At 41.3% G+C, this 25,910-nt stretch carries 28 protein-coding genes; 27 read left to right on the top strand and 1 reads right to left on the bottom strand.

Annotated elements, in window-relative coordinates:
* Window positions 1-17 precede the first annotated feature (17 nt).
* From hisC to ACQCT8_RS12965, 12 genes are all read left to right on the top strand, one after another.
* Window positions 18-1,103, top strand: a complete 1,086-nt coding sequence (gene hisC / locus ACQCT8_RS13020; protein ID WP_426871780.1) for a histidinol-phosphate transaminase — start codon at window positions 18-20, stop codon at window positions 1,101-1,103.
* Between the two features lie 91 nt (window positions 1,104-1,194).
* Complete coding sequence (locus tag ACQCT8_RS13015; protein ID WP_426871778.1) at window positions 1,195-2,298, top strand: prephenate dehydrogenase; 1,104 nt, start codon at window positions 1,195-1,197, stop codon at window positions 2,296-2,298.
* Window positions 2,299-2,315: 17 nt separating this feature from the next.
* The gene (aroA, locus tag ACQCT8_RS13010) at window positions 2,316-3,605 is read left to right on the top strand and encodes a 3-phosphoshikimate 1-carboxyvinyltransferase (RefSeq protein ID WP_426871776.1); all 1,290 of its coding nucleotides are present in this window, start codon (window positions 2,316-2,318) and stop codon (window positions 3,603-3,605) included.
* A 167-nt stretch (window positions 3,606-3,772) separates the two neighbouring features.
* Window positions 3,773-5,035, top strand: a complete 1,263-nt coding sequence (locus tag ACQCT8_RS13005) for a tetratricopeptide repeat protein (protein WP_426871774.1) — start codon at window positions 3,773-3,775, stop codon at window positions 5,033-5,035.
* 43 nt (window positions 5,036-5,078) lie between these two features.
* Window positions 5,079-5,624 (top strand): ReoY family proteolytic degradation factor, encoded by a 546-nt coding sequence (locus tag ACQCT8_RS13000; RefSeq protein WP_426871772.1) that lies wholly within the window; start codon window positions 5,079-5,081, stop codon window positions 5,622-5,624.
* Between the two features lie 284 nt (window positions 5,625-5,908).
* Window positions 5,909-6,367 (top strand): YpiF family protein, encoded by a 459-nt coding sequence (locus ACQCT8_RS12995; protein WP_426871770.1) that lies wholly within the window; start codon window positions 5,909-5,911, stop codon window positions 6,365-6,367.
* A 150-nt stretch (window positions 6,368-6,517) separates the two neighbouring features.
* Window positions 6,518-7,027, top strand: a complete 510-nt coding sequence (locus ACQCT8_RS12990) for a ubiquinol-cytochrome c reductase iron-sulfur subunit (protein WP_426871768.1) — start codon at window positions 6,518-6,520, stop codon at window positions 7,025-7,027.
* 17 nt (window positions 7,028-7,044) lie between these two features.
* Window positions 7,045-7,719, top strand: coding sequence for a menaquinol-cytochrome c reductase cytochrome b subunit (gene qcrB / locus ACQCT8_RS12985; protein ID WP_041057998.1), 675 nt, complete (start codon window positions 7,045-7,047; stop codon window positions 7,717-7,719).
* Window positions 7,720-7,764: 45 nt separating this feature from the next.
* Complete coding sequence (locus tag ACQCT8_RS12980) at window positions 7,765-8,532, top strand: c-type cytochrome (protein ID WP_426871765.1); 768 nt, start codon at window positions 7,765-7,767, stop codon at window positions 8,530-8,532.
* A 63-nt stretch (window positions 8,533-8,595) separates the two neighbouring features.
* Window positions 8,596-9,204: a DUF1405 domain-containing protein gene (locus ACQCT8_RS12975; RefSeq protein WP_426871763.1), complete on the top strand. Its 609-nt coding sequence runs from the start codon at window positions 8,596-8,598 to the stop codon at window positions 9,202-9,204.
* 40 nt (window positions 9,205-9,244) lie between these two features.
* Window positions 9,245-9,931 carry a sporulation protein YpjB gene (locus tag ACQCT8_RS12970; protein ID WP_426871761.1) on the top strand — a complete coding sequence of 229 codons (687 nt, stop codon included), beginning with the start codon at window positions 9,245-9,247 and terminating at the stop codon, window positions 9,929-9,931.
* A gap of 56 nt (window positions 9,932-9,987) precedes the next feature.
* The gene (locus ACQCT8_RS12965) at window positions 9,988-10,665 is read left to right on the top strand and encodes a zinc metallopeptidase (RefSeq protein WP_426871759.1); all 678 of its coding nucleotides are present in this window, start codon (window positions 9,988-9,990) and stop codon (window positions 10,663-10,665) included.
* Between the two features lie 185 nt (window positions 10,666-10,850).
* On the opposite strand, the gene ACQCT8_RS12960 is transcribed toward ACQCT8_RS12965, so the two are convergent.
* Window positions 10,851-11,720 carry a YitT family protein gene (locus tag ACQCT8_RS12960; protein WP_426871757.1) on the bottom strand — a complete coding sequence of 290 codons (870 nt, stop codon included), beginning with the start codon at window positions 11,718-11,720 and terminating at the stop codon, window positions 10,851-10,853.
* A gap of 81 nt (window positions 11,721-11,801) precedes the next feature.
* Here ACQCT8_RS12960 and ACQCT8_RS12955 point away from each other — a divergent pair, with 81 nt between their 5' ends.
* From ACQCT8_RS12955 to asnS, 15 genes are all read left to right on the top strand, one after another.
* A complete protein-coding gene (locus ACQCT8_RS12955; RefSeq protein ID WP_426871755.1) occupies window positions 11,802-12,140 on the top strand; it encodes a nucleotide pyrophosphohydrolase in 339 nt (112 codons plus the stop codon).
* Window positions 12,141-12,142: 2 nt separating this feature from the next.
* A complete protein-coding gene (dapB, locus tag ACQCT8_RS12950; RefSeq protein WP_426871753.1) occupies window positions 12,143-12,952 on the top strand; it encodes a 4-hydroxy-tetrahydrodipicolinate reductase in 810 nt (269 codons plus the stop codon).
* A 21-nt stretch (window positions 12,953-12,973) separates the two neighbouring features.
* Window positions 12,974-13,348 (top strand): methylglyoxal synthase, encoded by a 375-nt coding sequence (mgsA, locus tag ACQCT8_RS12945; RefSeq protein ID WP_426871750.1) that lies wholly within the window; start codon window positions 12,974-12,976, stop codon window positions 13,346-13,348.
* 17 nt (window positions 13,349-13,365) lie between these two features.
* Window positions 13,366-14,064 (top strand): bacillithiol biosynthesis deacetylase BshB1, encoded by a 699-nt coding sequence (gene bshB1, locus ACQCT8_RS12940; RefSeq protein ID WP_426871965.1) that lies wholly within the window; start codon window positions 13,366-13,368, stop codon window positions 14,062-14,064.
* Window positions 14,064-15,203 carry an N-acetyl-alpha-D-glucosaminyl L-malate synthase BshA gene (bshA, locus tag ACQCT8_RS12935; protein WP_426871748.1) on the top strand — a complete coding sequence of 380 codons (1,140 nt, stop codon included), beginning with the start codon at window positions 14,064-14,066 and terminating at the stop codon, window positions 15,201-15,203. The genes bshB1 and bshA overlap by 1 nt, the downstream gene beginning before the upstream one ends.
* The gene (locus ACQCT8_RS12930) at window positions 15,200-16,393 is read left to right on the top strand and encodes a CCA tRNA nucleotidyltransferase (protein ID WP_426871746.1); all 1,194 of its coding nucleotides are present in this window, start codon (window positions 15,200-15,202) and stop codon (window positions 16,391-16,393) included. Before bshA ends, ACQCT8_RS12930 begins: the two co-directional genes overlap by 4 nt.
* Window positions 16,378-17,376 carry a biotin--[acetyl-CoA-carboxylase] ligase gene (locus tag ACQCT8_RS12925; protein ID WP_426871744.1) on the top strand — a complete coding sequence of 333 codons (999 nt, stop codon included), beginning with the start codon at window positions 16,378-16,380 and terminating at the stop codon, window positions 17,374-17,376. Before ACQCT8_RS12930 ends, ACQCT8_RS12925 begins: the two co-directional genes overlap by 16 nt.
* Before the next feature lie 218 nt (window positions 17,377-17,594).
* A complete protein-coding gene (gene panB, locus ACQCT8_RS12920) occupies window positions 17,595-18,434 on the top strand; it encodes a 3-methyl-2-oxobutanoate hydroxymethyltransferase (RefSeq protein WP_426871742.1) in 840 nt (279 codons plus the stop codon).
* Between the two features lie 23 nt (window positions 18,435-18,457).
* The gene (gene panC / locus ACQCT8_RS12915) at window positions 18,458-19,279 is read left to right on the top strand and encodes a pantoate--beta-alanine ligase (RefSeq protein ID WP_426871964.1); all 822 of its coding nucleotides are present in this window, start codon (window positions 18,458-18,460) and stop codon (window positions 19,277-19,279) included.
* A 2-nt stretch (window positions 19,280-19,281) separates the two neighbouring features.
* Complete coding sequence (gene panD, locus ACQCT8_RS12910) at window positions 19,282-19,668, top strand: aspartate 1-decarboxylase (protein WP_426871740.1); 387 nt, start codon at window positions 19,282-19,284, stop codon at window positions 19,666-19,668.
* 35 nt (window positions 19,669-19,703) lie between these two features.
* Window positions 19,704-22,493, top strand: a complete 2,790-nt coding sequence (dinG, locus tag ACQCT8_RS12905; RefSeq protein WP_426871738.1) for an ATP-dependent DNA helicase DinG — start codon at window positions 19,704-19,706, stop codon at window positions 22,491-22,493.
* 70 nt (window positions 22,494-22,563) lie between these two features.
* Window positions 22,564-22,734 carry a YpmA family protein gene (locus tag ACQCT8_RS12900; protein WP_426871736.1) on the top strand — a complete coding sequence of 57 codons (171 nt, stop codon included), beginning with the start codon at window positions 22,564-22,566 and terminating at the stop codon, window positions 22,732-22,734.
* A gap of 12 nt (window positions 22,735-22,746) precedes the next feature.
* Window positions 22,747-23,226 (top strand): DUF5590 domain-containing protein, encoded by a 480-nt coding sequence (locus ACQCT8_RS12895; protein WP_426871734.1) that lies wholly within the window; start codon window positions 22,747-22,749, stop codon window positions 23,224-23,226.
* Between the two features lie 14 nt (window positions 23,227-23,240).
* Window positions 23,241-24,440: a pyridoxal phosphate-dependent aminotransferase gene (locus ACQCT8_RS12890; protein ID WP_426871732.1), complete on the top strand. Its 1,200-nt coding sequence runs from the start codon at window positions 23,241-23,243 to the stop codon at window positions 24,438-24,440.
* A gap of 83 nt (window positions 24,441-24,523) precedes the next feature.
* A complete protein-coding gene (gene asnS / locus ACQCT8_RS12885; RefSeq protein WP_426871963.1) occupies window positions 24,524-25,819 on the top strand; it encodes an asparagine--tRNA ligase in 1,296 nt (431 codons plus the stop codon).
* The last annotated feature ends 91 nt before the right edge of the window (window positions 25,820-25,910 follow it).

The raw sequence follows: 25,910 nt of genomic DNA, 5'->3' as shown, positions 1-25,910 counted from the left end.
TAGATTGGATGATGTACATGAATATTAAAGCGCAGATCACAAATTTAGTTCCTTACAAACCTGGAAAACCCTCTGATGAAGTTAAGAAAGAATTCGGACTAAGTGAAATAGTAAAGCTTGCTTCTAATGAAAATCCATTTGGCTGTTCACCAAAGGTTAATGAATGGTTTAAGGAAAATGGAGTAAATCATGCTATATACCCGGATGGCTATGCAACTAATTTACGTGATTCTCTTGCTAAAAAATATTCACTTTCTCCAGAACAATTCATTTTGGGGAATGGATCAGATGAAATTATTCAAATCATTTCCCGTGCGATGCTCGAAAACGGAAAAAACACCATCATGCCTGCACCAAGTTTTCCACAGTATAAACATAATGCCATCATAGAGGGTGCTGAAGCAATCGAAATTCCTCTGATAAACGGTGCGCATGATCTTCAAAAAATGGCGGAGGCAATTAACGAGCAAACAGCCATTGTCTGGGTATGCAGCCCGAATAATCCTACAGGAAAATATATTAACAAAGAGGAGCTAATCTCGTTTTTTGATCTTGTGCCAAGTCATGTGCTTATTGTGCTTGATGAAGCCTATCATGAATATGCTGTTGCGGAGGATTATTATGATGCCATTTCACTGCTCGAGTCTTATCCGAATCTTTTAGTAACCAGAACGTTTTCCAAGGCATATGGACTTGCAGGCTTCAGGGTAGGCTATGGTATGGCTTCTCCTTCCATCATCCAGGCAATTGAACCTGTTCGTGAACCTTTTAACACCAATGTATTAGGACAAACCGCTGCTCAAATTGCTTTAGAAGATGAAACGTTTTTACAGAATTGCAGGGAGCAGAACCGTTTAGGATTAGAGCAGTACTATCAATTTTGCGAAGAGCAGGGACTGTCCTATTTTCCTTCGCAGGGCAACTTTATTTTAATTGATTTTAACCGCGATGGTGATCTCCTGTTTCAAGAGCTGATGAAAAAAGGCTATATTGTACGCAGCGGGCAGGCGCTGGGATACCCTACAGCTCTTAGAATCACCATTGGTTCAAAGGACCAGAATGAAAAAATTATCAGCGTCCTGAAAGAAATTCTTAAAAACTGAGCTCGATGCTGGCTGACCGCATAAGCCCGTTATTTAAATGATTTAGTTTATAGAAGCAAAAGTTTATAGCGCTAAAGTAAGGTGTGGTTATATGGAAGGAACGGTTGTAATTATCGGCTTGGGTCTAATTGGCGGTTCAATTGGATTATCAATTTTGCAGGAGAATCCCCGTGCACATGTTATCGGCTACGATTTAAACCGCAAAGAAATTCGCCTTGCTAAAGCGATGAACGCCATATCAGAAAAAGGCTCAGATTTACAGCGGGATGTGGAAAAAGCAGATTTGGTTTTTTTATGCACACCAGTTTTTCAAACTGAAAAATTGATTGATGAAATTTCTTCTTGGCAGTTAAAGCAAAATGCAATTATAACAGATGTAGGCAGTACTAAAAAAAGAATTATGCAAAAGGCCAAACTGTTCGCTGAGAAAGGGTACTCGTTTATTGGGGGACATCCTATGGCGGGCTCACATAAAAGCGGAGTTGCAGCATCAAAAGTGTTATTGTTTGAAAACGCATTTTATTTATTAACACCCGGAAGCAGAACGTCTGAACACCAGGTGGAGCAATTAAAGAAATGGCTGGCTGGAACCCGGGCGAAATTTTTGGTCGTAGATCCGATGGAGCATGACGAAATAACCGGCATGGTCAGTCACTTTCCTCATATAGTAGCCAGTTCTCTTGTTCATCAGGTTAAAAAAGTTCATGCAAAGCAGCCGCTGGTCTCCAGACTTGCAGCAGGCGGATTTCGTGACTTATCAAGGATCGCATCTTCTGATCCTGTTATGTGGCGGGATATTACCATGCATAATACAGGTGTATTAAAGAGTCTTCTTGAGGGCTGGCAGGAAGAAATGCAAAAAGTGGTTCAGCTGCTGGAAAAGGAAGACTCTGAAGCCATGTACCTATATTTTAAAGAAGCAAAAAATTTCAGAGATGATATGCCCATTCTTCAAAAAGGAGCCATCCCTTCATTTTATGACCTTTTTGTAGATATACCTGACTACCCGGGCATCATTCATGAAATAACCGGTCATTTGGCAAAAGAAGCAATTAGTATTGTCAATATCAGAATTATGGAAACAAGAGAAGATATATACGGCGTACTTGCGATCAGCTTTCAAACGGAGGAAGACCGTAAAAAAGGGGAAGCATGCTTAAGATCTGCTACACCATATGAAGTTTTTATAGTGTAATGAAAGGAGCTTTTCAGATGATTCATTCTCTTTTTTTTCAAAACCCTGTATTAAAAGGCTCCATCAAAGTCCCGGGGGATAAATCTATTTCTCACCGTTCCATCATGTTCGGAGCATTAGCGCATGGTAAGACGACAGTCAGGGGGTTTTTAAAAGGAGATGACTGTTTAAGTACAATCAAGTGCTTTCGGAGCATGGGTGTGCAGATTGACGAAATGGATGATGAAATTGTCATTCATGGTGTGGGTTTTCAGGGACTTAAAGAGCCAAAAGACTTGCTCGATGTTGGGAACTCAGGCACTACTACCCGTCTATTACTTGGAATATTAGCGGGGCTTCCATTTCACTCAGTTGTAATAGGTGATGACTCCATCGCTTCACGCCCTATGCGCCGTGTGACAGACCCTCTGAAGCAGATGGGGGCCGACATTGACGGAAGGGAGAATGGCCAGTATACGCCCATTTCGATCAGAGGAGGAAAGCTTTCCCCTATCGAATTTGTTATGCCGCATGCAAGTGCACAACTGAAATCTGCCATCATTTTTGCTGGGCTGCAAACAGAAGGCATTACGACGATTATTGAACCCGAAAAAACAAGAGATCATACTGAACGTATGATAAAACATTTTGGCGGGTCTATAAATCGTGAGCACAATCGTATAACAATCGAAGGCGGACAGCAGTTAAAAGGACAGACGGTCCAGGTTCCGGGTGATATTTCATCAGCAGCATTTTTCCTTGCAGCGGGTGCGGCAGTTAAAGGAAGTGAGCTGACGCTTACAGACGTAGGAGTTAACCCTACGCGGGATGGGATTATTGATGTTCTGATTAGGATGGGAGCAGATTTAACGATCCACACTGAAGAAGAAAAAGCAGAGCCGGTAGCAAACCTCGTAATCAAAGGCAGTCAGCTAAAGGCGGTTGATATAGGGGGAGCGATCATACCAAAACTGATAGATGAAATCCCTATCATTGCTTTGCTTGCTACCCAGGCGAATGGGACAACTACCATTAGAAACGCTGAAGAACTGAAAGTAAAAGAAACGAATCGCATCGATGCTGTCGTTCAGGAATTAAAAAAACTTGGGGCAGACATAGAGGCAACTGAAGACGGGATGAAAATTCATGGACCAGCACCTCTTCATGGAGGAAAAGTCAGTTCCAGAGGGGATCATCGTATTGGCATGATGCTTGCGGTAGCTTCCTTGCTGACCGGTGAAGAAGTTCAAATCGAAAACTTTGAAGCGATCAGTGTATCATATCCTGACTTTTTATCTCATTTGGAATCCATAACAAGTAATCAGTGAACGGTGTCGATCGGCATCGTTTACTTTTTTTAATTTTTAAAAGGATATTCATTGTGTTTTGACGAATTATCTTTTTAAGTGATTTCCAAAGGGTATAATTTGCTAATTGGCCGGATTTTTTTTAGGATATAAAATAGATTTAAAAGAAAGAAATGAGGGACCAAAGCGTGAGTGCATCAAATCGAATGATCCAATCATTGCACGATGGCAAATTAGAACAGGGTTTAAAAGAATTTACCGAAGTAAAAAAAACAGGCACAGACGATGAAAAATTTGAGCTGGCTGAAGAACTTTTTCAACTGGGCTTTCTGGAACAGGCGAAGGAATTATTTGAGCTTCTTATTCAGCGTTATCCAGATGAAGCAGAGCTGAAAATTCTGCTCGCAGAAACATTGGTTGAAATGGATCAGGCTGAAGAAGCATTGCTGCAGCTTGATAATATAAATAGCAATGATGAGTTTTACCCGAGATCATTGCTCCTTGCTGCTGATCTTTATCAAATGCAGGGTCTGTACGAGGTAAGTGAAAGAAAATTAAAGCAGGCAGTGCAAAAGCTTCCTGATGAACCGGTTATTCAGTTTGCACTCGCTGAACTATATAATGAGCAGGGACGCTTTCTAGAAGCAATCAGACACTACAAAGAAGTGCTCAATCAGGACATAAAAGAAATAGCTGGCGTTCATATTCAGCAGCGGCTGGGCGAATGCTACAGCGCAGGCGGTGCTTTTGAGGAATCCCTTCCATACTACGAAAAAGCACTTGAAGACAGCAGAGAGATCAATACGCTGTTTGGATATGGATTTACAGCTTTTCAGGCTTCACATCACAGAACCTCCATAGAAATTTTATCTGAAGTGATTGAGATTGACCCTGAGTACCATTCGGCATATCTTCTGCTTGCCAAAGCCTATGAGCATGAAGAACAGCTTGCAGAGGCATTGGAGGCAGCTGAAAAAGGATTAAAGGCCGACCCTTTTAACAAAGAACTTTATTTATATGCTGGAAAATTATATTTAAAAGAAGGAAATGAGCGTAACGCTGAGTCCAATCTCCGACAGGCGATCGCACTTGATCCAAATTTTTTAGAGGCCGCTCTTTTATTGAACCGGCTGCTTATCAAACAGGAAAAAGCAGAAGACATTTTGGAAGTGATCAGTCTGGTTGAAAATGCCGGGGAAAGTGACCCTCAATTTCACTGGGACGCCGCCAAGGCCTTTGAATGGCTAGAAGAATTTGAGAAGGCATCTAATGAATATACTCAAGCATATGTGGTATATAATGATCATATAGATTTTCTTGAGGATTATGGATTGTTTCTTTTAGAAGAAAGCAGGCTTTCAGAAGCCAGGGAAATCTTTCTGAAGCTAGCTGAAAAGGATCCTACTAACGAAGATTGGCAGCAAACACTTGAGCGTCTGGAGCAGATGTAAATACCTGTCGTCATACTGATCAATGGGTAAAGGGGGGAATCGCATGGCCGCACCAGTTTCAGTACACGAAAAAAAAGATTTTATTAGATGGTTCTTAAATCATTACCAGCTTAAAAGAAGAGAGTCCGTATGGATTTTAAATTACTTAATGAGTCACGATGAATTAATGGAAAATCTGCATTTTGTTGAGGAAGCCCAATATTGTCCGAGAGGAATCGTTATGTCAACTCAGTGTGTAGATGACGTGGCATTCCGGTTTTATAAAGGCAATATCATGACAACAGATGCTGAAAAATCATTTCATGATATACGCCTTCATCGAGATGAAGATATCTTTATACAGCTTAATTTCCATGCTTCCCATGCTACTCATCAGTATGCGGCAGTCATGGAGGAGAATCCTTTTATGCCGAAATATTTGCGTATTACGGAAAAAGATAGAATTGTCGCCGAACAGTTCTTAAAGGAAAGCATTGTCACATTTAAAAGACAAAAGCTGCTCGATGAGATAGACCGCGCATTGGATGCTCAGGACCATGAAACTTTTACAAAACTGACAGAAGAATTAAAAAATGTGACACTTTTATAAATAATTTTTTAGATGTTGTGGCAAACCTCAAAAAAGGTTAAATAAGAAGTAAGTATTTATCAATAATATGAGGTGAGCGGAGCAGATCGTGGCGGCTCCTGCAGGATATGATGGCTGCTTGAGACTATACAGGGTAAAGCCCTAAAAAGAATTGAGCCCCCTTCCCAGCAGAAAGCGTCCGCCTGAAGCGCAGCGAACCGTTCAACGAGCTTGAGACACTTTTGTCCCAGGCTCTTTTTTTTATGGTAAACTACAAAAGATGAAGAAATGGGGGTAATTTTGCTATGTTATGGAATGCTAAAGAAATCGGTTTATATTTAAAGGAAAAAGCCTATATTGATACTGTTATTGTTCCAATGATTCCGCTAAGCTTTTCTGACCGGACAAGACAGGAGGCCGAGCAGGCAGAGTTTATTACATTGCTGACAAGTCTATTGGAAAAACAGTTTAAGGGAAGAATGCTTCTGGTCCCGCCTTTTACGTATTTGAGCGGACAAGGTAAAGGAGAGGCTGAAAAACTGCAGGAATGGATCAAAGAACTTGAAGCGAATGAGTTTGAACATGTTTTTTGCCTGACTTCCGATTCCGAGTGGAAAGAATATGAACAAGAACTTGGCGGAAAATTGATTTGGATGCCATCCATTCCGCTTGAACATATGGAGGAGAAATATAAAAGAAAAATCATCGATGATCAAGTAAATCAATTGGTTAAATTAATTGTGCAGAAGTGGCAATCAAATTAACGTTCAAAAAAACTTCACATTGTTGAAATGAAAAGGGTCAACGCAATATTGACCTTGATAATATATTGATATATCATGAATATGTCCTAGTTATATATTTGTGCGAAATATGTCCGGACGGACTGACCTGAAGATAGAGGGGGGAAAATAATGAGTAACCAACGTGTTTCACGTCGTCAATTTTTAAATTATACACTCACGGGTGTAGGCGGTTTCATGGCGGCAGGAATGCTCATGCCGATGGTGCGGTTTGCTATCGATCCAGTTCTTACTGCTGAAGCAGGTGGGGACTTTATTACAACTGGCACATCTGAAGAGGAATTATCAGAGACGCCGATTCGTGTTGATTTCACTTTTGAACAAGTTGATGCATGGTATACTTCTGATGTTACACAAACTGCTTGGGTGTACCTTGACGAAGCGGGAGAAATTGTTGCACTCAGCCCGACATGCAAGCATTTGGGATGTACGGTAAGCTGGGAAGGAAGAGAGAGCGATCCAAATCGTTTCTTCTGTCCATGCCATAACGGTTTATATGAAAAAAGTGGTAAGAATGTACCGGGAACGCCGCCAACGGCTCCTCTGGATCAGTTTGAAGCCAGAGTAGGCGATGATGGGATTTTACAGCTCGGACAGGTTGTACCAAACAAGATTGTATAGTAAAGGGGGCGTAATTGGTGCTTAATAAGATTTATGATTGGGTCGACGAACGATTAGATATCACACCAATGTGGCGTGATATCGCGGACCATGAAGTGCCTGAGCACGTTAACCCTGCTCATCACTTTTCTGCGTTTGTGTACTGTTTCGGCGGTCTTACATTCTTTGTAACTGTCATCCAAATCCTGTCCGGTATGTTTTTAACAATGTACTATGTTCCGGATATCGAGAACGCATGGAGATCCGTTTATTATCTTCAAAATGAAGTAGCCTTTGGTGTTATTGTGCGTGGTATGCATCACTGGGGAGCGAGTTTGGTTATCGTTATGCTATTTCTTCATACCTTACGGGTATTTTTTACCGGGGCATATAAAAAGCCTCGTGAATTGAACTGGGTTGTAGGTGTACTTATTTTCTTCGTAATGCTTGGACTTGGTTTCACTGGATACCTGCTTCCATGGGACATGAAAGCACTATTTGCTACAAAAGTAGGAATCGAGATTGCGGCTGCTACTCCATTTATTGGAGAACAGATCAGAACGCTTCTTGCTGGTGATCCGACCATTTTAGGTGCTCAAACCTTAACGCGTTTCTTCGCGATTCATGTATTTTTCTTGCCTGGAGCTCTTCTTGGACTCATGGCAGCTCACTTTATCATGATTCGTAAACAAGGTATTTCGGGACCACTTTAAACTTGAGTTGCTCATCCATTTAGAGAAATAAAGGAGGGAAAAGCTATGCATCGCGGAAAAGGGATGAAATTTGTAGGTGATTCACGAGTACCTGCAAATCGTAAACCGAATATTCCGAAGGACTATTCGGAGTTCCCGGGTAAAACGGAAGCTTTCTGGCCAAACTTTTTACTTAAGGAATGGCTGGTAGGTGCAGTATTTTTAATTGGATACCTTTCTTTAACAGTGGCGCATGAGCCGCCTTTAGAGAAAATTGCAGATCCGACGGATGCTGGGTATACACCGTTGCCTGACTGGTACTTCTTATTTTTATATCAATTACTTAAGTATGATTTTGCATCAGGTCCTTACAATGTGATTGGAGCATTTGTTATTCCGGGTATTGCATTTGGAGCCCTGCTGCTTGCGCCGTTTATCGATCGAGGACCAGAACGCCGTCCAGGTAAACGCCCGCTTGCAACAAGCTTTATGCTGCTTGGTGTAGCTGCAACCATCTTCCTTACATGGGAATCTGTTGCGTATCATGATTGGGAAAAGCAGCGTTCACAAGGTGAAATTGTTGCCGAGGCGGAAGTAGATACGGAAGCTGAAGGCTATGCAATCTACGAGGAACAGGGATGCATAACCTGTCATGGTGATAACTTAGAGGGCGGTTCTGCTGCTCCTTCACTTGCCGGGTCAGGTTTGGAAGCAGATGAAATTGCTGACATAGCTGTAAACGGAAAAGGAAATATGCCTGCGGATCTCTTCCAGGGAAGCGATGAAGAATTGGAAGAACTAGCAGCATTTGTTGAAGAAGTTGGAGCTGAATAATAAAGACTAAAAAGAGCCGGTGCTGACTGGCTCTTTTTTTTGAAAGTGAGGATGAGCTGACATATGAAAGAACTGCTTTATGCGTGTCTGACAAACCGGACTTTTTTAATTATATTATTTACCGTGAATTTACTGGGCACTCTCTACGGGTATTACTGGTATGAGTATCAGCTGATGAACACCGAACCGATCTTTTTGCTTTTTGTTCCTGACTCTCCTACGGCGAGCTTATTTTTTACAATTGTCATTGGCTTTTTTCTTTTAGGTAAAAGATGGAAAATAATGGAGGCTCTGGCTCTGGTCACCCTTTTTAAATATGGAATTTGGGCTGTCGTCATGAATATTTTAACGGGCCAGGTAACAGGAAGCATTTCCCTTCAGGCTTGGATGCTGATTTTTTCTCATGGGGCAATGGCTTTGCAAGGGATTCTATATTCCCCGTTCTATCGTTTCTCATGGTGGCATTTAGTGCTGGCGTCTATCTGGACTTTACATAATGATGTTATAGACTATGTTTTTGGTCAGTATCCTGTGTATTCCAGCTTGGATCAATTTGTTATGGAGATTGGCTATTTCACATTTTGGCTCAGTATTGCCTCGATTGGATTGGCTTATTGGCTGGTGATTTATAAAAACAGCTCAAAGCGTAACTTGCTGAATTTCTCTTCTTAAAGACTTTCCTTCTGCATAGTTTAGTGCAGGGGGGATGAACGTGAAGAAAGGTTGCGCAGTATGGATGCTAGTTATATTGTTTATAGGATTTCCCTTTCAAACCACTTTTGCAGAAACAAAATTTAATGAAATTTTTCACTATATATCCAGCCACGATTATGAACAGGGTGTTTCAAGTTTAAATGACTGGTATCTTTCCCTTTCTGCTGTACAAAGAGAACCTTTGGAGGAACCATATTCAAAGCTGATATCGGTGCTTTCTTCAGAATATATGGTGCATGAGGATAAATTGCTTCAATTATGGTCATTTTTTTCTGCAGCTGAATATATCACCGAAGACAGGGTTGACTATTTAAGATATTTAAACAGTTATTTTCATTCCCTGGCTGATATAGATACCGGAAGCAATGAGGTAAAGGTTGAGGACATGAACAAAGTATATGATGCCATGCTCCCTGTATTGCAGATGATGGCACAAAATAATGATGTGGAAGCGATGAAACAAGCCTCGGTTTCTGAAAATGATCTGGTTATGGCTGCTGCTATTCAGCCCGGAAACTCAGTACCATCTTTTCACATTTGGTATGAAGATCATTTGGCAGGGTCAAACTTAATACTGGTGTCTGTGGTCACAGGCGGGGTTCTTATTTCCTCATTGACGTACGCTTCATGGCGAAAATATGTCGGAGAAAAAAGAAGAAAGCGAATACGAAATCATTCTGATTGACAATAAAACGAATCTAAAGGTAAAATTTAATCAAACATACTTCTTGGAGGGACACTATGGATTTTCTGATTTATTTTGCTGTTATTTTGCTTGTTCCTTTATGGGCAAACAGGAGAGTAAAAACCACGTATAAAAAATATTCTAAAATTGCAACAACCGCCAATATGACAGGGGCAGAAGTTGCCAGAAGAATTCTTGAGGACAATAATATTTACGATGTAACCGTTAAACCAGGAAGAGGTTTTTTGAGCGATCATTACAATCCAAGTTCAAAAGAAATTGTTTTATCACCTGATAATTATCACAAAATGTCAGTTGCAGGGGCTGCTGTAGCAGCGCATGAAGTAGGACATGCTATCCAGCATGCTGAAGGCTATGCATTTCTAAAATTCCGTTCTGCTTTAGCTCCTGTTGCAAGCTTGGGTTCTAACTTGTCGATCTTTTTAATCATAGGCGGGGCAATTTTACAGCTGACAGGACTTTATCTGGTAGGTATTCTCTTTTTTGCAGCAGCCGTGCTGTTTCAATTCGTTACTCTTCCAGTAGAGTTTGATGCATCATCGAGGGCGATGAATCAGATGGTCAGCAGTGGAATTATCCGCAATGAGGAAGAGCCGCATGCAAAAAAAGTTTTAAATGCTGCTGCGTTAACGTATGTAGCCGCTGCATTAATCGCATTGCTTGAATTAGTACGATTTATATTCATGTTTCTGGGAATGAATGGCGAAGAGTAAGCCGCCCTTTTTAAACAGAAAAAAATGAGTAGAAGCCAGATATAAACTGAAATCAGTTTAACTCAAGAGGAAGTCTAGAGACTGCGCCTTAAGTGAAGGACTAAACTATACAAGAGCCTGAGACACGACGTTGTCTCAGGCTCTTCTTTATTATTTGCTCCGCTGCACTGTCATTTAAATTTTGGTTACTCTAGTGGGTGTTTATTTTCATCTAAAGTAAAACCTTCCCCTAAAACATCGTGGACATCTGTTACAGAAACAAACGCATGAGGATCGATGGAGGTAATGATATTTTTTAAACGCACAATTTCATTTCTTCCCACTACGCAATAAAGTACAGACCTGGGCTCCTTTGAATAATGACCAGTTCCTTTCAGGACAGTAACACCCCTGTCCATTTCAAGTGTGATTCGGTCAGCTATCTCGGATTGAAGTGGAGAGATGATCATAGCTCCTTTTGCTGCATAAGCACCCTCCTGCATAAAGTCAATGACTCTGGCGCCGACAAATACCGCTACTAAGGTGTACATCGCCTCACGATAGTTTAAATACGTGATGAGAGAGAGAAGGATGACGACTGCGTCAAATAAAAACATGGTCCTGCCCATACTCCATCCGCTGTATTTATTAGCAAGACGTGCAATAATATCAACACCGCCTGTGGTGCCGCCATATCGAAATATGATGCCAAGGCCTACCCCTATAAAAGCTCCTGCGAATAAGGCCGCTAAAAACAAATCATCTGACAAAGGAATGGAAAACTGGTATCTGTAGAAGAGTTCCAGGAACACTGATACACTTATGGTGCCAAGGATCGTGTACAAAAAAGCTTTTCTGCCCAGGAGCCGCCATCCTATAATGAATATGGGAATATTAAGGAGTAAATTCGTTATAGAAGGTTTTATATCGAAAATAAAGTATAATAAAAGCGTAATTCCGGTAAAACCACCTTCAGCCAGATTGTTTTGAATGTTAAAATGAACGATACCGAAGCTGAAAATGGATGAACCAAGTAAAATAAACAAACAATTTTTCAATCTTAACCCAAATGGCATAAACATCTCCCCTTTGCTGTGCATACGAAGCAATTATAGTCAAATCGATGATTGAAAGCAATCTGATATTGGAGGGAAATCATGCAAAAAGATAAGACACTTAAAGATATTCAGCAGGAAGTGGATCAATACATAGGACAATTCAAAGAAGGATACTTCAGTCCTTTGTCAATGATGGCCAGATTGACAGAGGAGCTTGGTGAGTTAGCAAGAGAAGTCAATCATCACTACGGTGAAAAACCAAAAAAAACAGCTGAAGAGGAAAGTACGATTGAAGAAGAGCTTGGTGATCTGCTTTTTGTCATTACGTGCTTTGCAAACCAGCAAAATATCAGCCTCGAAAAAGCACATAACCGAGTAATGACTAAATTTAAAACAAGAGATAAAGACCGCTGGACGCGTATTGAAGGGAAGGAATAATTATGGCAGATAAAATAAAAGTTGTTATAGCAGGACCCAGAGGAAGGATGGGCCGGGAAGCAGTGAGAATGGTTTCAGAACAAGATGGAATGCAGCTTGTTTCGGTGATTGATTACAAGAATACAGGCAAAAATCTGAACGAGCTCGAGGGGTTTACCTATCTTCAGGATACTGCAATTGTCTACAGTGATCTGAACCAGTGTTTTGACGAGACGTCCCCTGATGTTTTAATTGACCTGACCACCCCTGAAACCGGATATGCACATACAAAAACGGCCTTAATGCACAATGTGCGCCCCGTAGTGGGGACCACCGGGTTTACAAGCGGACAATTGGATGAACTGACTGATCTTGCAGAGGAAAGAAACATTGGTGTGATCATTGCGCCAAACTTTGCTATTGGAGCAGTATTAATGATGAAGTTTTCTCAAATGGCAGCTAAATATTTTGAAGATGTAGAAATCATCGAAATGCATCACGATCAAAAACTGGATGCACCATCCGGAACCGGAATTAAAACGGCACAAATGATTAAAGAAAATCGAGAACCTAAAAAACAGGGCCATCCATCTGAAGAAGAAACTATTCCCGGAGCAAGGGGAGCGGATATTGATGGAATGAAAATTCACAGTGTACGCCTTCCAGGTCTTATTGCACATCAGCAGGTGCTGTTTGGCAGTGAGGGGCAGCTTTTAACCATTCGTCATGATTCCCATGATCGTGCTTCTTTCATGTCGGGTGTCCGTATTTGTGTAGAAACGGTTATGAATTTAAGTACACTTGTATATGGTTTGGAAAATATCTTAGATTAACACGACAATGGAGGGGTATCTGTGAAAATTGCTTTAATTGCACATGATAAGAAAAAAGAAGAGCTGCTGGACTTTGTCACCAGACATAAAGATGTTTTCAGCCAGCACGAACTGTTTGCAACCGGAACCACCGGGTTGAAGGTCAACGAGAGAACTGGTCTCCCAATTCATTGTTTTAAGTCAGGACCGCTTGGAGGAGATCAGGAGATTGGAGCTAAAATTGCCAATCAGGAGCTTGATGCAGTGTTTTTCTTTCGCGACCCGCTCACAGCCCAGCCTCATGAACCTGATGTATCTGCTTTAATCAGACTTGGAGATGTGTACCGAATCCCAATGGCAACAAATATTGGCATGGCTCATATTCTCGTTAAAGCGATAAAGGAAAACGAATTTTAAAAGGTGGTTTATATATGATCGAGCCAGTTGATATACTGGCAATCGGTGCTCATGCCGATGACATTGAAATAGGAATGGGCGGGACGATTGCCAAATGGGCTTCACGCAAAAAGAAAATTGTTATATGTGACTTAACTGCAGGGGAGCTTTCTTCAAATGGAACAGTTGAAATCCGCAAAAAGGAAGCGGAAGAAGCGGCTGAGATTCTGGGTGTAATGGAGAGGATAAATCTTGGGATTCCGGATCGCGGCATACAAAATTCGCAAGAGCAAATAAAAGCGGTAGTAAACGTGATAAGGAAATATCAGCCTAAAATAATCTTTGCTCCATATTTTGAAGACAGACACCCGGATCACGGAAATGCTTCTTCTCTTGTAAAAGAAGCTGCGTTTTCAGCAGGGATACGGAAATTCAATCCGGACTCTGCCCCGATATGTAAATCACCGGTTTATTATTATATGATTAATGGCATACATACACCTAATTTTGCTGCCAATATATCAGCAGAGATTGAACAGAAGAAAAAAGCTCTTGCTGCATATAAAAGCCAATTTGAACCCGCAGGAGGAGTCAGTACGCCTTTAACTGAAGGCTATGTGGACTCTGTCATAGCGAGAGATCTTTTGACGGGAAAGCAGGCAGGATGTTTATACGCAGAAGGATTTATAACGGACCGGGTGATTTTACTAGATCATGATTTATTAGGAGAATTTTAATGAAGTTAAAAATAGGCATTACCTGCTACCCGACTGTAGGAGGGTCGGGGATTGTTGCGACTGAACTCGGGAAACTCCTTGCTGAAAAAGGGCATGAAATACACTTTATTACATCAAGCATTCCATTCAGGCTGAATAAAATGTACTCCAATATATTTTTTCATCAGGTAGAGGTAAATCATTATTCCGTTTTTCAATATCCTCCCTATGATATTGCCCTTGCTAATAAAATGTCTGAAATCATAAAAAGAGAAGGGCTGGACATTCTCCATGTACACTATGCAATCCCGCATGCTGTGTGTGCCATTTTAGGGAAGCAAATGGCAAAGTCATCGGTTGGAATCGTGACGACTCTCCATGGCACTGATATAACAGTTCTGGGGTTTGATCCGTCTTTAACTGATGCGATCCGTTTTGGGATTGAAGAATCAGACCGGGTGACGACTGTGTCTCATGCTTTAGCGAAGCAGACGCATGAACTTATCTCACCTGACAAAACGCTGGATGTTATTCATAATTTTATTGATGAAAGAGTCTACCGTAAAGTTCCTGCTCAGGAATTGAAGAAGGAATACGGTATTTCATCACATGAGAAAGTAATTATTCATGTTTCAAACTTCAGAGCCGTTAAACGCGTGGAAGATGTTATTCAGTCATTTGCCCAAATCAGAAAAAGAACACCTGCCAAATTATTGCTTGTGGGCGATGGACCGGAAATGTCTGTGATTTGCAAAAAAGTGAATCAGCTTGGAATCAAAGAGCATGTGTTATTTCTGGGAAAAAAAGAAAATGTGGAAGAATTATATTCATTAAGTGATCTTATGCTCCTTCTGTCAGAAAAAGAAAGTTTTGGTTTAGTGGCTTTAGAGGCCATGGCGTGCGGTGTTCCATGTATAGGAACCAATGTAGGCGGTATTCCTGAAGTCATCAGCGATGGAGTGAACGGATTTATTTGTGAAGTAGGCGATATAGAGAATATTGTAGCAAAAGCAGAAGAATTACTCGGGGATAAGGAAAAATATCGAAAATTCTCGATTTCCTGTATGGATACAGTAAATGAGCGATTTCACTCTACGAAAATTGTGAAGGAGTACGAAGAAGTATATGCAAAAGTTCTAAAGGAAAAGGTGACACTATGAGTCATCCAGATCCTTTCAAAGAAGCTATTCCGGTATTGGAGAAAATCCAAAGAGGAGGGTATGAAGCTTATTTTGTAGGGGGATGTGTCAGGGACTATTTGCTGAAAAGGCCGGTTGCGGATGTTGATATCGCTACCTCTGCCACACCGCAAGAAATAAAATCTCTTTTCAGGAATACGGTAGACGTCGGCATTGAACATGGCACCGTCATGATCATTGACCGCGGTAAAGGATACGAGGTTACGACGTACCGCTCAGAAACCGCGTATTCGGATTTCAGGAGACCGGATGGGGTGCAGTTTGTCCGCTCTTTAAGAGAAGACTTGCAGAGAAGGGATTTTACAATAAACGCCATGGCCATGACGGCAGATTTTAAAGTAACGGATTTATACGGCGGTGTGCAAGATCTTGAAAATGGAATAATAAGGACCGTAGGAGCATCTGAAGAGCGTTTTAGCGAAGACGCTTTAAGGATGCTTAGAGGAGCGCGTTTTGCAGCTCAATTATCATTTGATATTGAAGAAAAGACACTGTATTCAATGACTGAACTTTCTTCACTGCTGCAGCATATAGCAGTCGAACGAAAGAGAATGGAAATGGATAAGCTTCTCATGGGGAGGAACTGGACAAAAGGACTCGAATATGCGGAGAAGGCTCAATTTCTTCCTTATTTGCCGCTTTTTCCAGTAACGGAAGACCGTATAAAAGACTTTGAACAAATGAGTGTACAGCATTTGTCTAAAGATCAGAGATGGGCATTAATTATGATGAAGCTCGATCAAAGCGAACGAGAAACAGCATTGAAAAACTGGCGGCTTTCAAAAAAAAGGATGAACGATATAAAAGACATGATTGAGCTCTATTACCAGAGAACGGATCATTTTTGGTCTTTCATGGAGGTTTATGCCTGGGGAAAAGAACGTGTCATTCAGGCTGATGAACTTTACGCAGCTGTAAATCAATTGCAAAGTGATGAAAAGAAGATTCACGAGCTTTGGAAAGCCTTGCCCATTCACAGCCAAAAGGATCTGGCAGTTAACGGTAAAGAGCTGATTGCCTGGTCAGACCATCCTGCAGGACCATGGATTGGCAAGCTGTTTTCAGACCTGGAAAAAGCAGTTTTGAGAGGCCGTCTGGAAAACAGCAAGTCTGAAATTAAAAAGTGGGTGAAATCATGGCATCAAAAATAAGAGAAGCGCTGCTTGCTTCTTTGTCAGCTCATCAGGACGTATATCTTTCGGGAGAAAGGCTAGCTAAAGAAGCCGGATGCTCGAGAACAGCCATATGGAAGCATATAGAAGAATTAAGAAAAGAAGGGATCACCATTGATTCTAAAAGAAAAAAGGGCTATAAATTGATTGAGTCAAATCAACAGGATACTGTCACTGAAACCGATATTCTGCTCGGTCTCCAAACGAAGAGACTAGGGAGAAGCATCCATTATTACGAATCGGTTGACTCTACTCAAAAAATAGCCCATAAACTTGCACAGGAACAGGCGCCAGAAGGTACACTTGTGATTGCTGAAGAGCAGACCTCGGGTAGAGGAAGAATGTCACGCTCCTGGCACTCCCCAAAAGGAACCGGGATTTGGATGAGTCTGTTAGTAAGGCCTTTGCTGCCTCCTCAGAAAGCTCCACAATTCACGCTGCTGACCGCTGTAGCCGTTGTACAGGCAATTGAAGATGTGTGTGATGTCAGTGTCGAAATTAAATGGCCTAATGATCTTTTAGTCAATGACCGCAAGATTACAGGAATATTGACAGAACTGCAGGCAGACAGTGAGCAGATTCATTCTTTGATTATCGGAATCGGAATGAATATCAATCAGCAGCAGGAAGACTTTCCGAAAGAATTACATGAATTGGCTACCTCCCTGGCTATTGAAACAGGCAGCAAGGTTTCAAGGTCAGCAATTGTTCAGCGGATTATGTACCATTTTGAAAAATATTATCTGTTATATATGGATAAAGGATTTGCTCCGATTAAACTTTTATGGGAAAGCTATGCTATATCAATCGGAAGACATATTACAGCGAGAACACTTAACGGCGAACTGTCCGGAATTGCCTGCGGAATTACAGAAGAGGGCATTCTTTTGCTTGAGGATGATCAGGGAGTTACACATTCTATTTATTCCGCTGACATTGAGATAAACGCTAAAAATCGCTAAAATGAGTGAAAATCTGCTATACTGAAGATGGGCAGTATCTGATGAACTGCACCTTTACTTGCAATTTAAAATCCAATAATAATTCTGCCTTGATCCATTAGCGACAGGGACAGAGGATCGAAACCATGAATTGTGCTTACATCCTTCTGTCTATTCAGAAGGATTTTTTTAGTACGTTATTCATGTTTCTGTACCTCTGAATAAGAGGAGGAACGAAAATGAAAACCACGACTGATTTTATGAAAATGAAAGAAAAGAACGAAAAGGTGACGATGGTCACAGCCTATGATTTTCCTGCAGCTAAAGCAGCTGAACAGGCAGGAATTGACATGATTCTGGTTGGCGACTCCCTGGGAATGGTTGTTTTGGGATATGATTCTACAGTTCCGGTGACGCTTGAGGACATGATTCATCACACAAAAGCAGTTAAAAGAGGAGCGCCCAACACCTTTATTGTAGTGGACATGCCTTTTATGACCTACCATTTATCTACCCAGGAGACATTAAAGAATGCGGCCCGCCTGCTTCAGGAAACCGGAGCTGATGCTGTGAAAGTAGAAGGCGCAAATAATGTGATTCCAATGATTCGCTCATTAACTGAAGCGGGAGTGCCGGTAATGGCGCATCTCGGCTTAACGCCTCAAAGCGCCGGGGTACTGGGAGGATTTAAAGTTCAAGCCAAAACGGCAGAACAGGGACTAAAATTAACCCAGGATGCAATTGAGTGCGAGCAGGCAGGTGCTTTTGCTGTTGTACTTGAATGCATCCCTCAGCAAATAACAGAGCAGGCTGCTTCCCGGCTTTCCATCCCGACGATCGGCATTGGAGCAGGAGTGCAGGCGGATGGACAGGTACTTGTATACCATGATTTAATTGGGTATGGAGATTATAAATTAGCCAAGTTTGTAAAACAATATACGAATGTGTACGCTTCAATAGGAGAAGCGTTGAGCCAATATATTAACGAAGTGAAAAGCGGAGAATTTCCTGCGCAGAACCATTCATTTAATATGAAAGAAGAAGAACGTACAGCGCTTTATGGAGGCAGGAATCAGTGATTATCTTAACATCCCCAAAACAAATGATTGAATTTGCTCGAAATGAATGTAAACTGGATAAAACCATAGGATTTGTTCCAACAATGGGATTTTTACACGAAGGTCATTTTTCTTTAGTTAAAAAATCGCTTGCTGAATGCGACACAACGGTTATGAGTATTTTTGTCAACCCGCTGCAGTTTGGCCCAAATGAGGATTTTGATAAATATCCACGGAATCTTGAGAGGGATACAGCATTAGCCCGTCAAAATGGGGTGGATGTATTATTTATTCCGGCAGCAGACGAAATATATCCTTCTTCATTATCCCTTTCCATGAAGGCAGAGCAAAGGGCAGACGTTATGTGTGGGGCATCAAGGCCGGGGCATTTTGATGGCGTAATTACCGTGCTTACGATTCTTTTTCACCTGGTGCAGCCTGACCGGGCATATTTCGGCCAGAAGGATGCTCAGCAGGCAGCGGTTGTTCAAGGGCTGGCAGACTCATTGATGTTCCCATTAGAAATCGTTCCTGTTGAAACAGTCAGAGAAGAAGATGGACTGGCAAAAAGCTCACGAAATGTTTATTTGACTGAAGATGAACGAAATGAGGCTTCCATCCTCTACAAGGCATTAATGAAAGGAAAAAAACAGCTGCCTGTACTTGGTGTTGAAGGAACAGCTAAAGAAATGGCAGAGATGATCCTATCTTCATCAAGCGGGCAAATTGATTATATTGAAATTCTTCAATATCCTGACTTAACGCCGGTGAAGAAACTAAAAGGAAAAATCATTATTGCACTTGCCGTTCAATTTGATAAAGCAAGGCTGATAGATAACGTTATTTTTATATTGGAGGAGGAGTAACCATGTTTCGTACAATGATGAGCGGAAAAATTCATCGTGCTCGCGTGACAGAAGCGAATTTAAACTATGTAGGCAGCATCACGATTGATGAAGACATCATGGATGCTGTAGGCATATTGGCAAATGAGAAAGTGCAGATTGTAAATAACAATAATGGAGCCCGCTTTGAAACCTATACCATTAAAGGAAAAAGAGGAAGCGGAGTTATGTGCGTGAACGGTGCTGCAGCCAGACTCGTTCAGGAAGGCGATGTGATAATCGTGATCTCATACAAACTTGTACCCGATGATCAAGCAGTAAATCACAAGCCAAAAGTGGCAATTATGAATGAGCATAATGATATTGTGGACATGATTGCTCATGAACCGGAAGCGACAATCATGTCTTAAATCTGATTTTTTAATTTGCAAAGGTTGTGACGGCAATGTGGAAAAACAAAATGGCTGTTGTGGATATAGAAACAACAGGAAATGCTCCCAAAAAAGGAGATCGCATTATGCAAATTGCGATCGTATTGATTGAGGATAATAAGATTGTTGATGAGTATTCATCCTATGTTAATCCTCAGCAGCCGATTCCGCCGTTTATTGTTGAGTTGACAGGGATTACGGATAAGCATGTAAAAGGTGCGCCGCTGTTTGCTCATATAGCTACTGAAATTCTGAAAAGGCTGGAAGGCGCTGTTTTTGTGGCGCACAACGTTCAATTTGACCTTCCTTTTCTGCAGGCTGAACTTGAATCTGCAGGCTACAGCGGAAGCTGGCATGGTTCAGTATTAGATACAGTAGAACTGGCAAGAATTCTTCTTCCAACAACGGACAGCTTTAAACTATCCGATTTAACCGGCCAGTTTCAGCTAACTCATGACAGGCCGCATCAGGCGGACAGCGACGCTTTGGCTACAGCACATATCTTGTTGTATTTTATCCAAAAACTGCATTCGCTTCCGCTCGTAACACTTGAAAGACTCGAACACTTAAGCGTGTATGTAAAAAGCCATATCGCAGAACTTTTTAAAAGTGTAACAGAAGATAAAAGAAAAAATATTCAGGCCCTTCCTGCTAATATAGAAGTTTTCAGGGGAATTGCCATCAGAAAAAAAACAGAAGATCAAACAGATGAGCTCCATCCTGTTTCTCTTGAAGACCCCGAAAAAGTCTTGCAGAATTATGTACACTTTTATGAAAAACGTGAGTCGCAGCTATCCATGATCGAAAAGGTTAATGAAGCCATGGAAAACCGTTCAAAAATAGCGATTGAAGCAGGGACAGGGGTAGGCAAGACAATGGGATATCTGCTTCCCGCAGCAAACTATGCTTTAAAAGGCATGAAAACGGTAATCAGCACTCAAACTGTACAGCTGCAGGAGCAAATATTATTAAAAGATGCAGACATATTTAAAAAAATCACTGGCTGCCGTTTACAATTCGCGCTATTAAAAGGGAGAAGCCACTATCTCCATTTGTTAAAATTTGAGCAGGCTTTAGCAGAAGAAGAGTCTCAATATGATGTAGTTCTGACCAAAATGCAGATACTGACCTGGCTTACAGAAACAGTCAATGGGGATGTGGATGAGCTGAATTTAACGAGTGGAGGCAGGCTTTTCTGGAATCGGATCCGTCATGCAGGATGGTTTTTAGGGGAAGACAAGGATCCGTGGAAAGAAAAGGATTTCTACTTAAATGCTCTGCAAAAAGCATATGACGCTCATATTATTATCACAAACCATTCAATGCTCGTTCAGGATACCCAGCGTATCAGGCCATTAATTCCTGCTTATCAGAATCTCATCATTGATGAGGCTCACCATTTTGAAGATGCCTGCAGAAGGCAATGGGGCAAGCAGCTGGACTATATACAATTAAAATACACGATCGGTCAGCTTGGCCACGATACTCAAGATCTTTTGGCCGGCAGACTGGCAGCTATTCTAAAAAGCAGGGTCAGCGCAGACCAAAAAAGCAGCCCGCTGACCGAAGACATGGCAGCTGAATTAAGCACAGAGGCTGACGCGGCTTTTTATCAGCTGGGTGCTTTGCTTAAATCTTCCATACAGCATAAAAAAGGTCAGCAAAAATATTTGCTATCGCTGGAAGACGGGATTCGGGAAAATGAGGGATGGAGACAGGTTCAATACGCCTTCGAACGGCTTCTGTCACACATGAAAAAAATCGATCGTATAATCCAGCATAATTTGGAAATTGTGAAAAAAAGCAAAGATAGTATATCTGATTCGAAAAAAGCAGTTATTGAAGAAATTCATTCTTTTTTATTGGAATGGAATGAATGGATCCAATCCATTCGGCTCTTTTTTATCACGAATGACTCTACGTCAATAAGCTGGCTGGAGGGGGATTTACGCTCTCTTCCTGGAAGCCTTTCACTTTTGTCCAGAAAAGTGCAGGTGCAAAAAGAAATCAACGAGCATTTTTTTACAGGCGATCAAGCCATCATTTTTACAAGTGCTACACTGACGATCGATGGAAGATTCGACTATTTTTTAAAGGGTCTCGGAGGAGATCAGTTAAAAGTAGAATGCAATATTTATCCATCTCCATTTGACTACAACAAAGCAGTAAGGTTAATGGTGCCAAAAGATCTTCCGGATATTAAATCGGTTACCCATGATGAATATGTGGAGATGGTAACAGACCATTTAATTGCCATGGGTCAGGCAACAAAAGGAAGAATGCTGGTTCTTTTTACTTCACATGAAATGCTGCGGCATACATACGAACTTATAAAAGACAGTGGGTTAATGGAAGACTTTATCTTAATGGCGCAAGGGATTACGAGCGGCAGCAGAACGAAACTGACAAGAAATTTCCAGCGATTCGACAAGGCGATTTTATTTGGCACCAGCAGCTTTTGGGAAGGGATTGATATTCCAGGAGAAGATTTGTCCTGCTTGGTTATGGTAAGACTGCCGTTTTCTCCTCCAGATGAGCCGCTGACCAAAGCGTTATGGAACGATGCAAAAGAAAAAGGGGAGAATCCATTTAAAGAAGTTTCTTTGCCAAAAGCAATCATTCGCTTCCGGCAGGGATTTGGCAGATTGATTCGCCACGAGCATGACCGTGGACTTATCGTTGTTTTTGACCGCCGGCTGATTACAACTTCATACGGAAAATATTTTTTATCCTCCATCCCTTCCCTGCCCGTAGAAGAAAGAGGGCTGGATTCAATTGTGAAAGAAATTGAAGATTGGCTGTAAATGATAAAAAATTCGTCGAAAACTGTTATACTAAATATTGAAATCCAACCATTGAAAGCGAGCGATTTAAATGGAAAGTAAAATTGAAGTGCTGTCTACTGTTACCATTCAAAAATCCCCTGATTTATACAAGATCGTAGATTCATTAAATCGTACGTTGAAGGACAGAGATTTAATGTTTGGATTAGCACTGGACAAAGAAAATGAAGAAAAAGCTGTTTTTACAATTTACCGTACATAAAAGAGGGATGAGATGAAGAAATGGATGGTTTTGGTTCCCGCAGGGCTGATCCTAATCATTCTTGCGTTTTCTATAACGGTCTACAGTGTTGCCAGAGGACCGCTAAGAGATTCAATCGATCAAGCAGAGACAAAAGCGGGAGACGAGCTGCAGCTCAGTTCAATTGAAGAATCCTATCAATACAACAGCACAAAGGCTTATACTGTTTTTGTGGGCACGGACGAAAACCAGGATGATGTGATCGTATTCGTACCTGAAGACAATGAAGAAGAAATTGTAAAAAGAAAGATGGACGAAGGAATTTCTGAGGATGAAGCAATTGCAATGCTTAATCAAGAAGATGCACCTTCAAAAATTATGTCATCGAAACTCGGACTTGAATCAGAAGGGCCAGTATGGGAAATTATTTATCTCGATGAAGAAGAAACGTTAAATTACTACTATGTACTGTTTGACAGCGGTGAATGGTGGAGGACGATACGGAACCTTTAAGGAGTGAAACGGATATGAAAAATATACTGGCAGACAGAGTAAAGGCATTAACGCCTTCCACAACCCTTGCGATAACAGCAAAAGCGAAAGAATTAAAAGCTGAAGGCAAAGATGTAATTGGTTTAGGAGCAGGGGAGCCGGATTACAATACTCCTGATCATATTATTGAAGCAGCTTATGAATCGATGAAAGCCGGTGAGACGAAATATACACCCGCAGCAGGAACGGCAGAATTAAAAAAAGCCATTATTGATAAATTTTCGCGTGATCAACTCATTACTTACTCTCCGGCGGAAATTTTTGTGGGCAGCGGAGCTAAACATGTACTTTACTGCCTTTTTCAGGCCATCTTAAACACAGATGATGAAGTTATCATTCCTACACCTTACTGGGTAAGCTATCCTGAACAAGTTAAACTTGCAGGCGGCAGACCTGTGTATATCGAAGGAAAAGAAGAGAATCAATACAAGATCACACCAGATCAGCTTGCTTCAGCAATTTCTGAAAAAACTAAAGCGATTATTATTAATTCTCCAAGCAACCCAACCGGTATGATTTATTCTAAATCAGAGCTTGAAGCGATTGCTGTGGTTTGCGCAGACCATAATATTTTAATCATCTCAGATGAAATTTATGAAAAATTAACGTATGAGGGACAGGAACCCGTTTCGGTCGCTTCGATCTCAGAAACATACAAAAAACAGTCCATCATTGTAAATGGCGTCTCAAAATCCCATTCTATGACAGGGTGGAGAATAGGGTATGCTGCCGGTGAAGAATCCATCATAAAAGCAATGACCAATTTAGCTAGTCATTCCACTTCAAATCCAACTACTACGGCCCAGTTTGGAGCGCTTGCTGCATATCAGGGTACGCAGGAACCTGTTGAAGAAATGAGAAAAGCATTTGAAAACCGGTTAAATAAAGTTTTTTCTTCACTGGAGGATATTCCAGGTTTCAGATGCATTAAACCGCAGGGGGCTTTCTATCTTTTCCCTAATGTAAAAGAGGCGGCTCTTGCATGCGGATTTGAAACAGTGGATGAATTTGCGGCTGATTTACTTGAGAAAGCGAATGTAGCCGTAATTCCTGGTTCAGGCTTTGGAGCAGACGATAATATAAGGTTGTCTTATGCCACTGATCTTTCTTCTCTGGAAGAAGCAATCAGACGGATTCATGTTTATGTGGACGGGCAAACTCAGTCGGGGAATTGAATCTCAACAAAATCAACGGTATAATTATGTGCGTATCAATGTAAAGTAACGAAAAATGAATGCAGCGGTTTTTTGGAGGGAAAATAGTGAAAACAACCATCAGTCAGGTAGGTCAGCACGTTGGACAGAAAGTGACCATCGGAGCATGGCTTGGAAATAAACGTTCAAGTGGCAAAATTGCTTTCCTGCAATTGCGGGACGGATCAGGATTTATTCAAGGTGTTGTCGTAAAGAGTGAAGTTGGCGAGGAAATTTTTCAAAAAGCAAAAGGGCTGACTCAGGAATCATCCGTTTATGTAACAGGCACAGTAAAGGAAGATGACCGTTCGCCGTTCGGTTTTGAACTTGAAGTACAGGACCTTACAGTGATCAGTGAATCGGTTGATTATCCGATCACTCCAAAAGAACACGGCACGGAATTTTTAATGGATCACCGCCATTTGTGGCTTCGATCAAACCGGCAGCATGCCGTTATGAAAATCAGAAACGAGATTATAAGAGCCACCTATGAGTTTTTTAATACGAATGGCTTTGTAAAGGTGGATCCGCCTATTTTGACCGGAAGCGCTCCGGAAGGAACTTCTGAACTGTTTCATACAAAATATTTTGATGAAGATGCCTATCTTTCTCAAAGTGGACAGCTGTACATGGAAGCAGCTGCTATGGCCCTCGGTAAAGTATTTTCATTCGGCCCGACATTTAGAGCTGAAAAGTCAAAAACACGTCGTCATTTAATTGAATTCTGGATGATTGAGCCTGAAATGGCCTTTTACGAATTTGATGATAATCTAGTTGTTCAGGAAGAATACGTTTCTTTTATCATTCAATCTGTATTGAAAAACTGCAAATTGGAACTGACACGGCTGGGAAGAGATACAAGCAAGCTAGAAGCCATTCAGGTACCTTTTCCTAGAGTGCACTATGATGATGCAATTAAGTTTCTTCATGACAAAGGCTTTACTGATATTGCATGGGGCGACGATCTTGGAGCACCGCACGAAACTGCAATAGCAGAAAGCTACGAAAAACCTGTTTTTATTACACATTATCCGACTGCCATTAAGCCATTTTATATGCAGCCGGATCCACAGCGAGAAGATGTAGTCCTGTGCGCTGATTTGATTGCTCCAGAAGGATATGGAGAAATTATCGGGGGTTCTGAACGTATACATGATCTTGAACTTCTTAAAACACGTCTTGATGAGCACAAGCTCGATCCTGAAGCTTATAAATGGTACACAGAGCTAAGACAATATGGTTCAGTACCTCATTCAGGATTTGGATTAGGACTGGAACGGACAGTTGCATGGATCAGCGGAGTGGAGCATGTAAGAGAGTCCATTCCATTCCCTAGACTGCTAAACCGTCTTTATCCATAAAAGCAAGGAAGACCGAACGCGCTTTTACAGAGCAGTTCGGTCATTTTTTACCAGAAAGGAGGGCCTGATGTGAGCCATTTAAGTTCTTGGC

The organism is Jeotgalibacillus proteolyticus (assembly GCF_050107735.1).
In the GTDB taxonomy this organism is placed as follows: Bacteria; Bacillota; Bacilli; order Bacillales; family Jeotgalibacillaceae; genus Jeotgalibacillus; species Jeotgalibacillus proteolyticus_A.
This window is presented reverse-complemented; position numbering and strand designations above follow the sequence as displayed.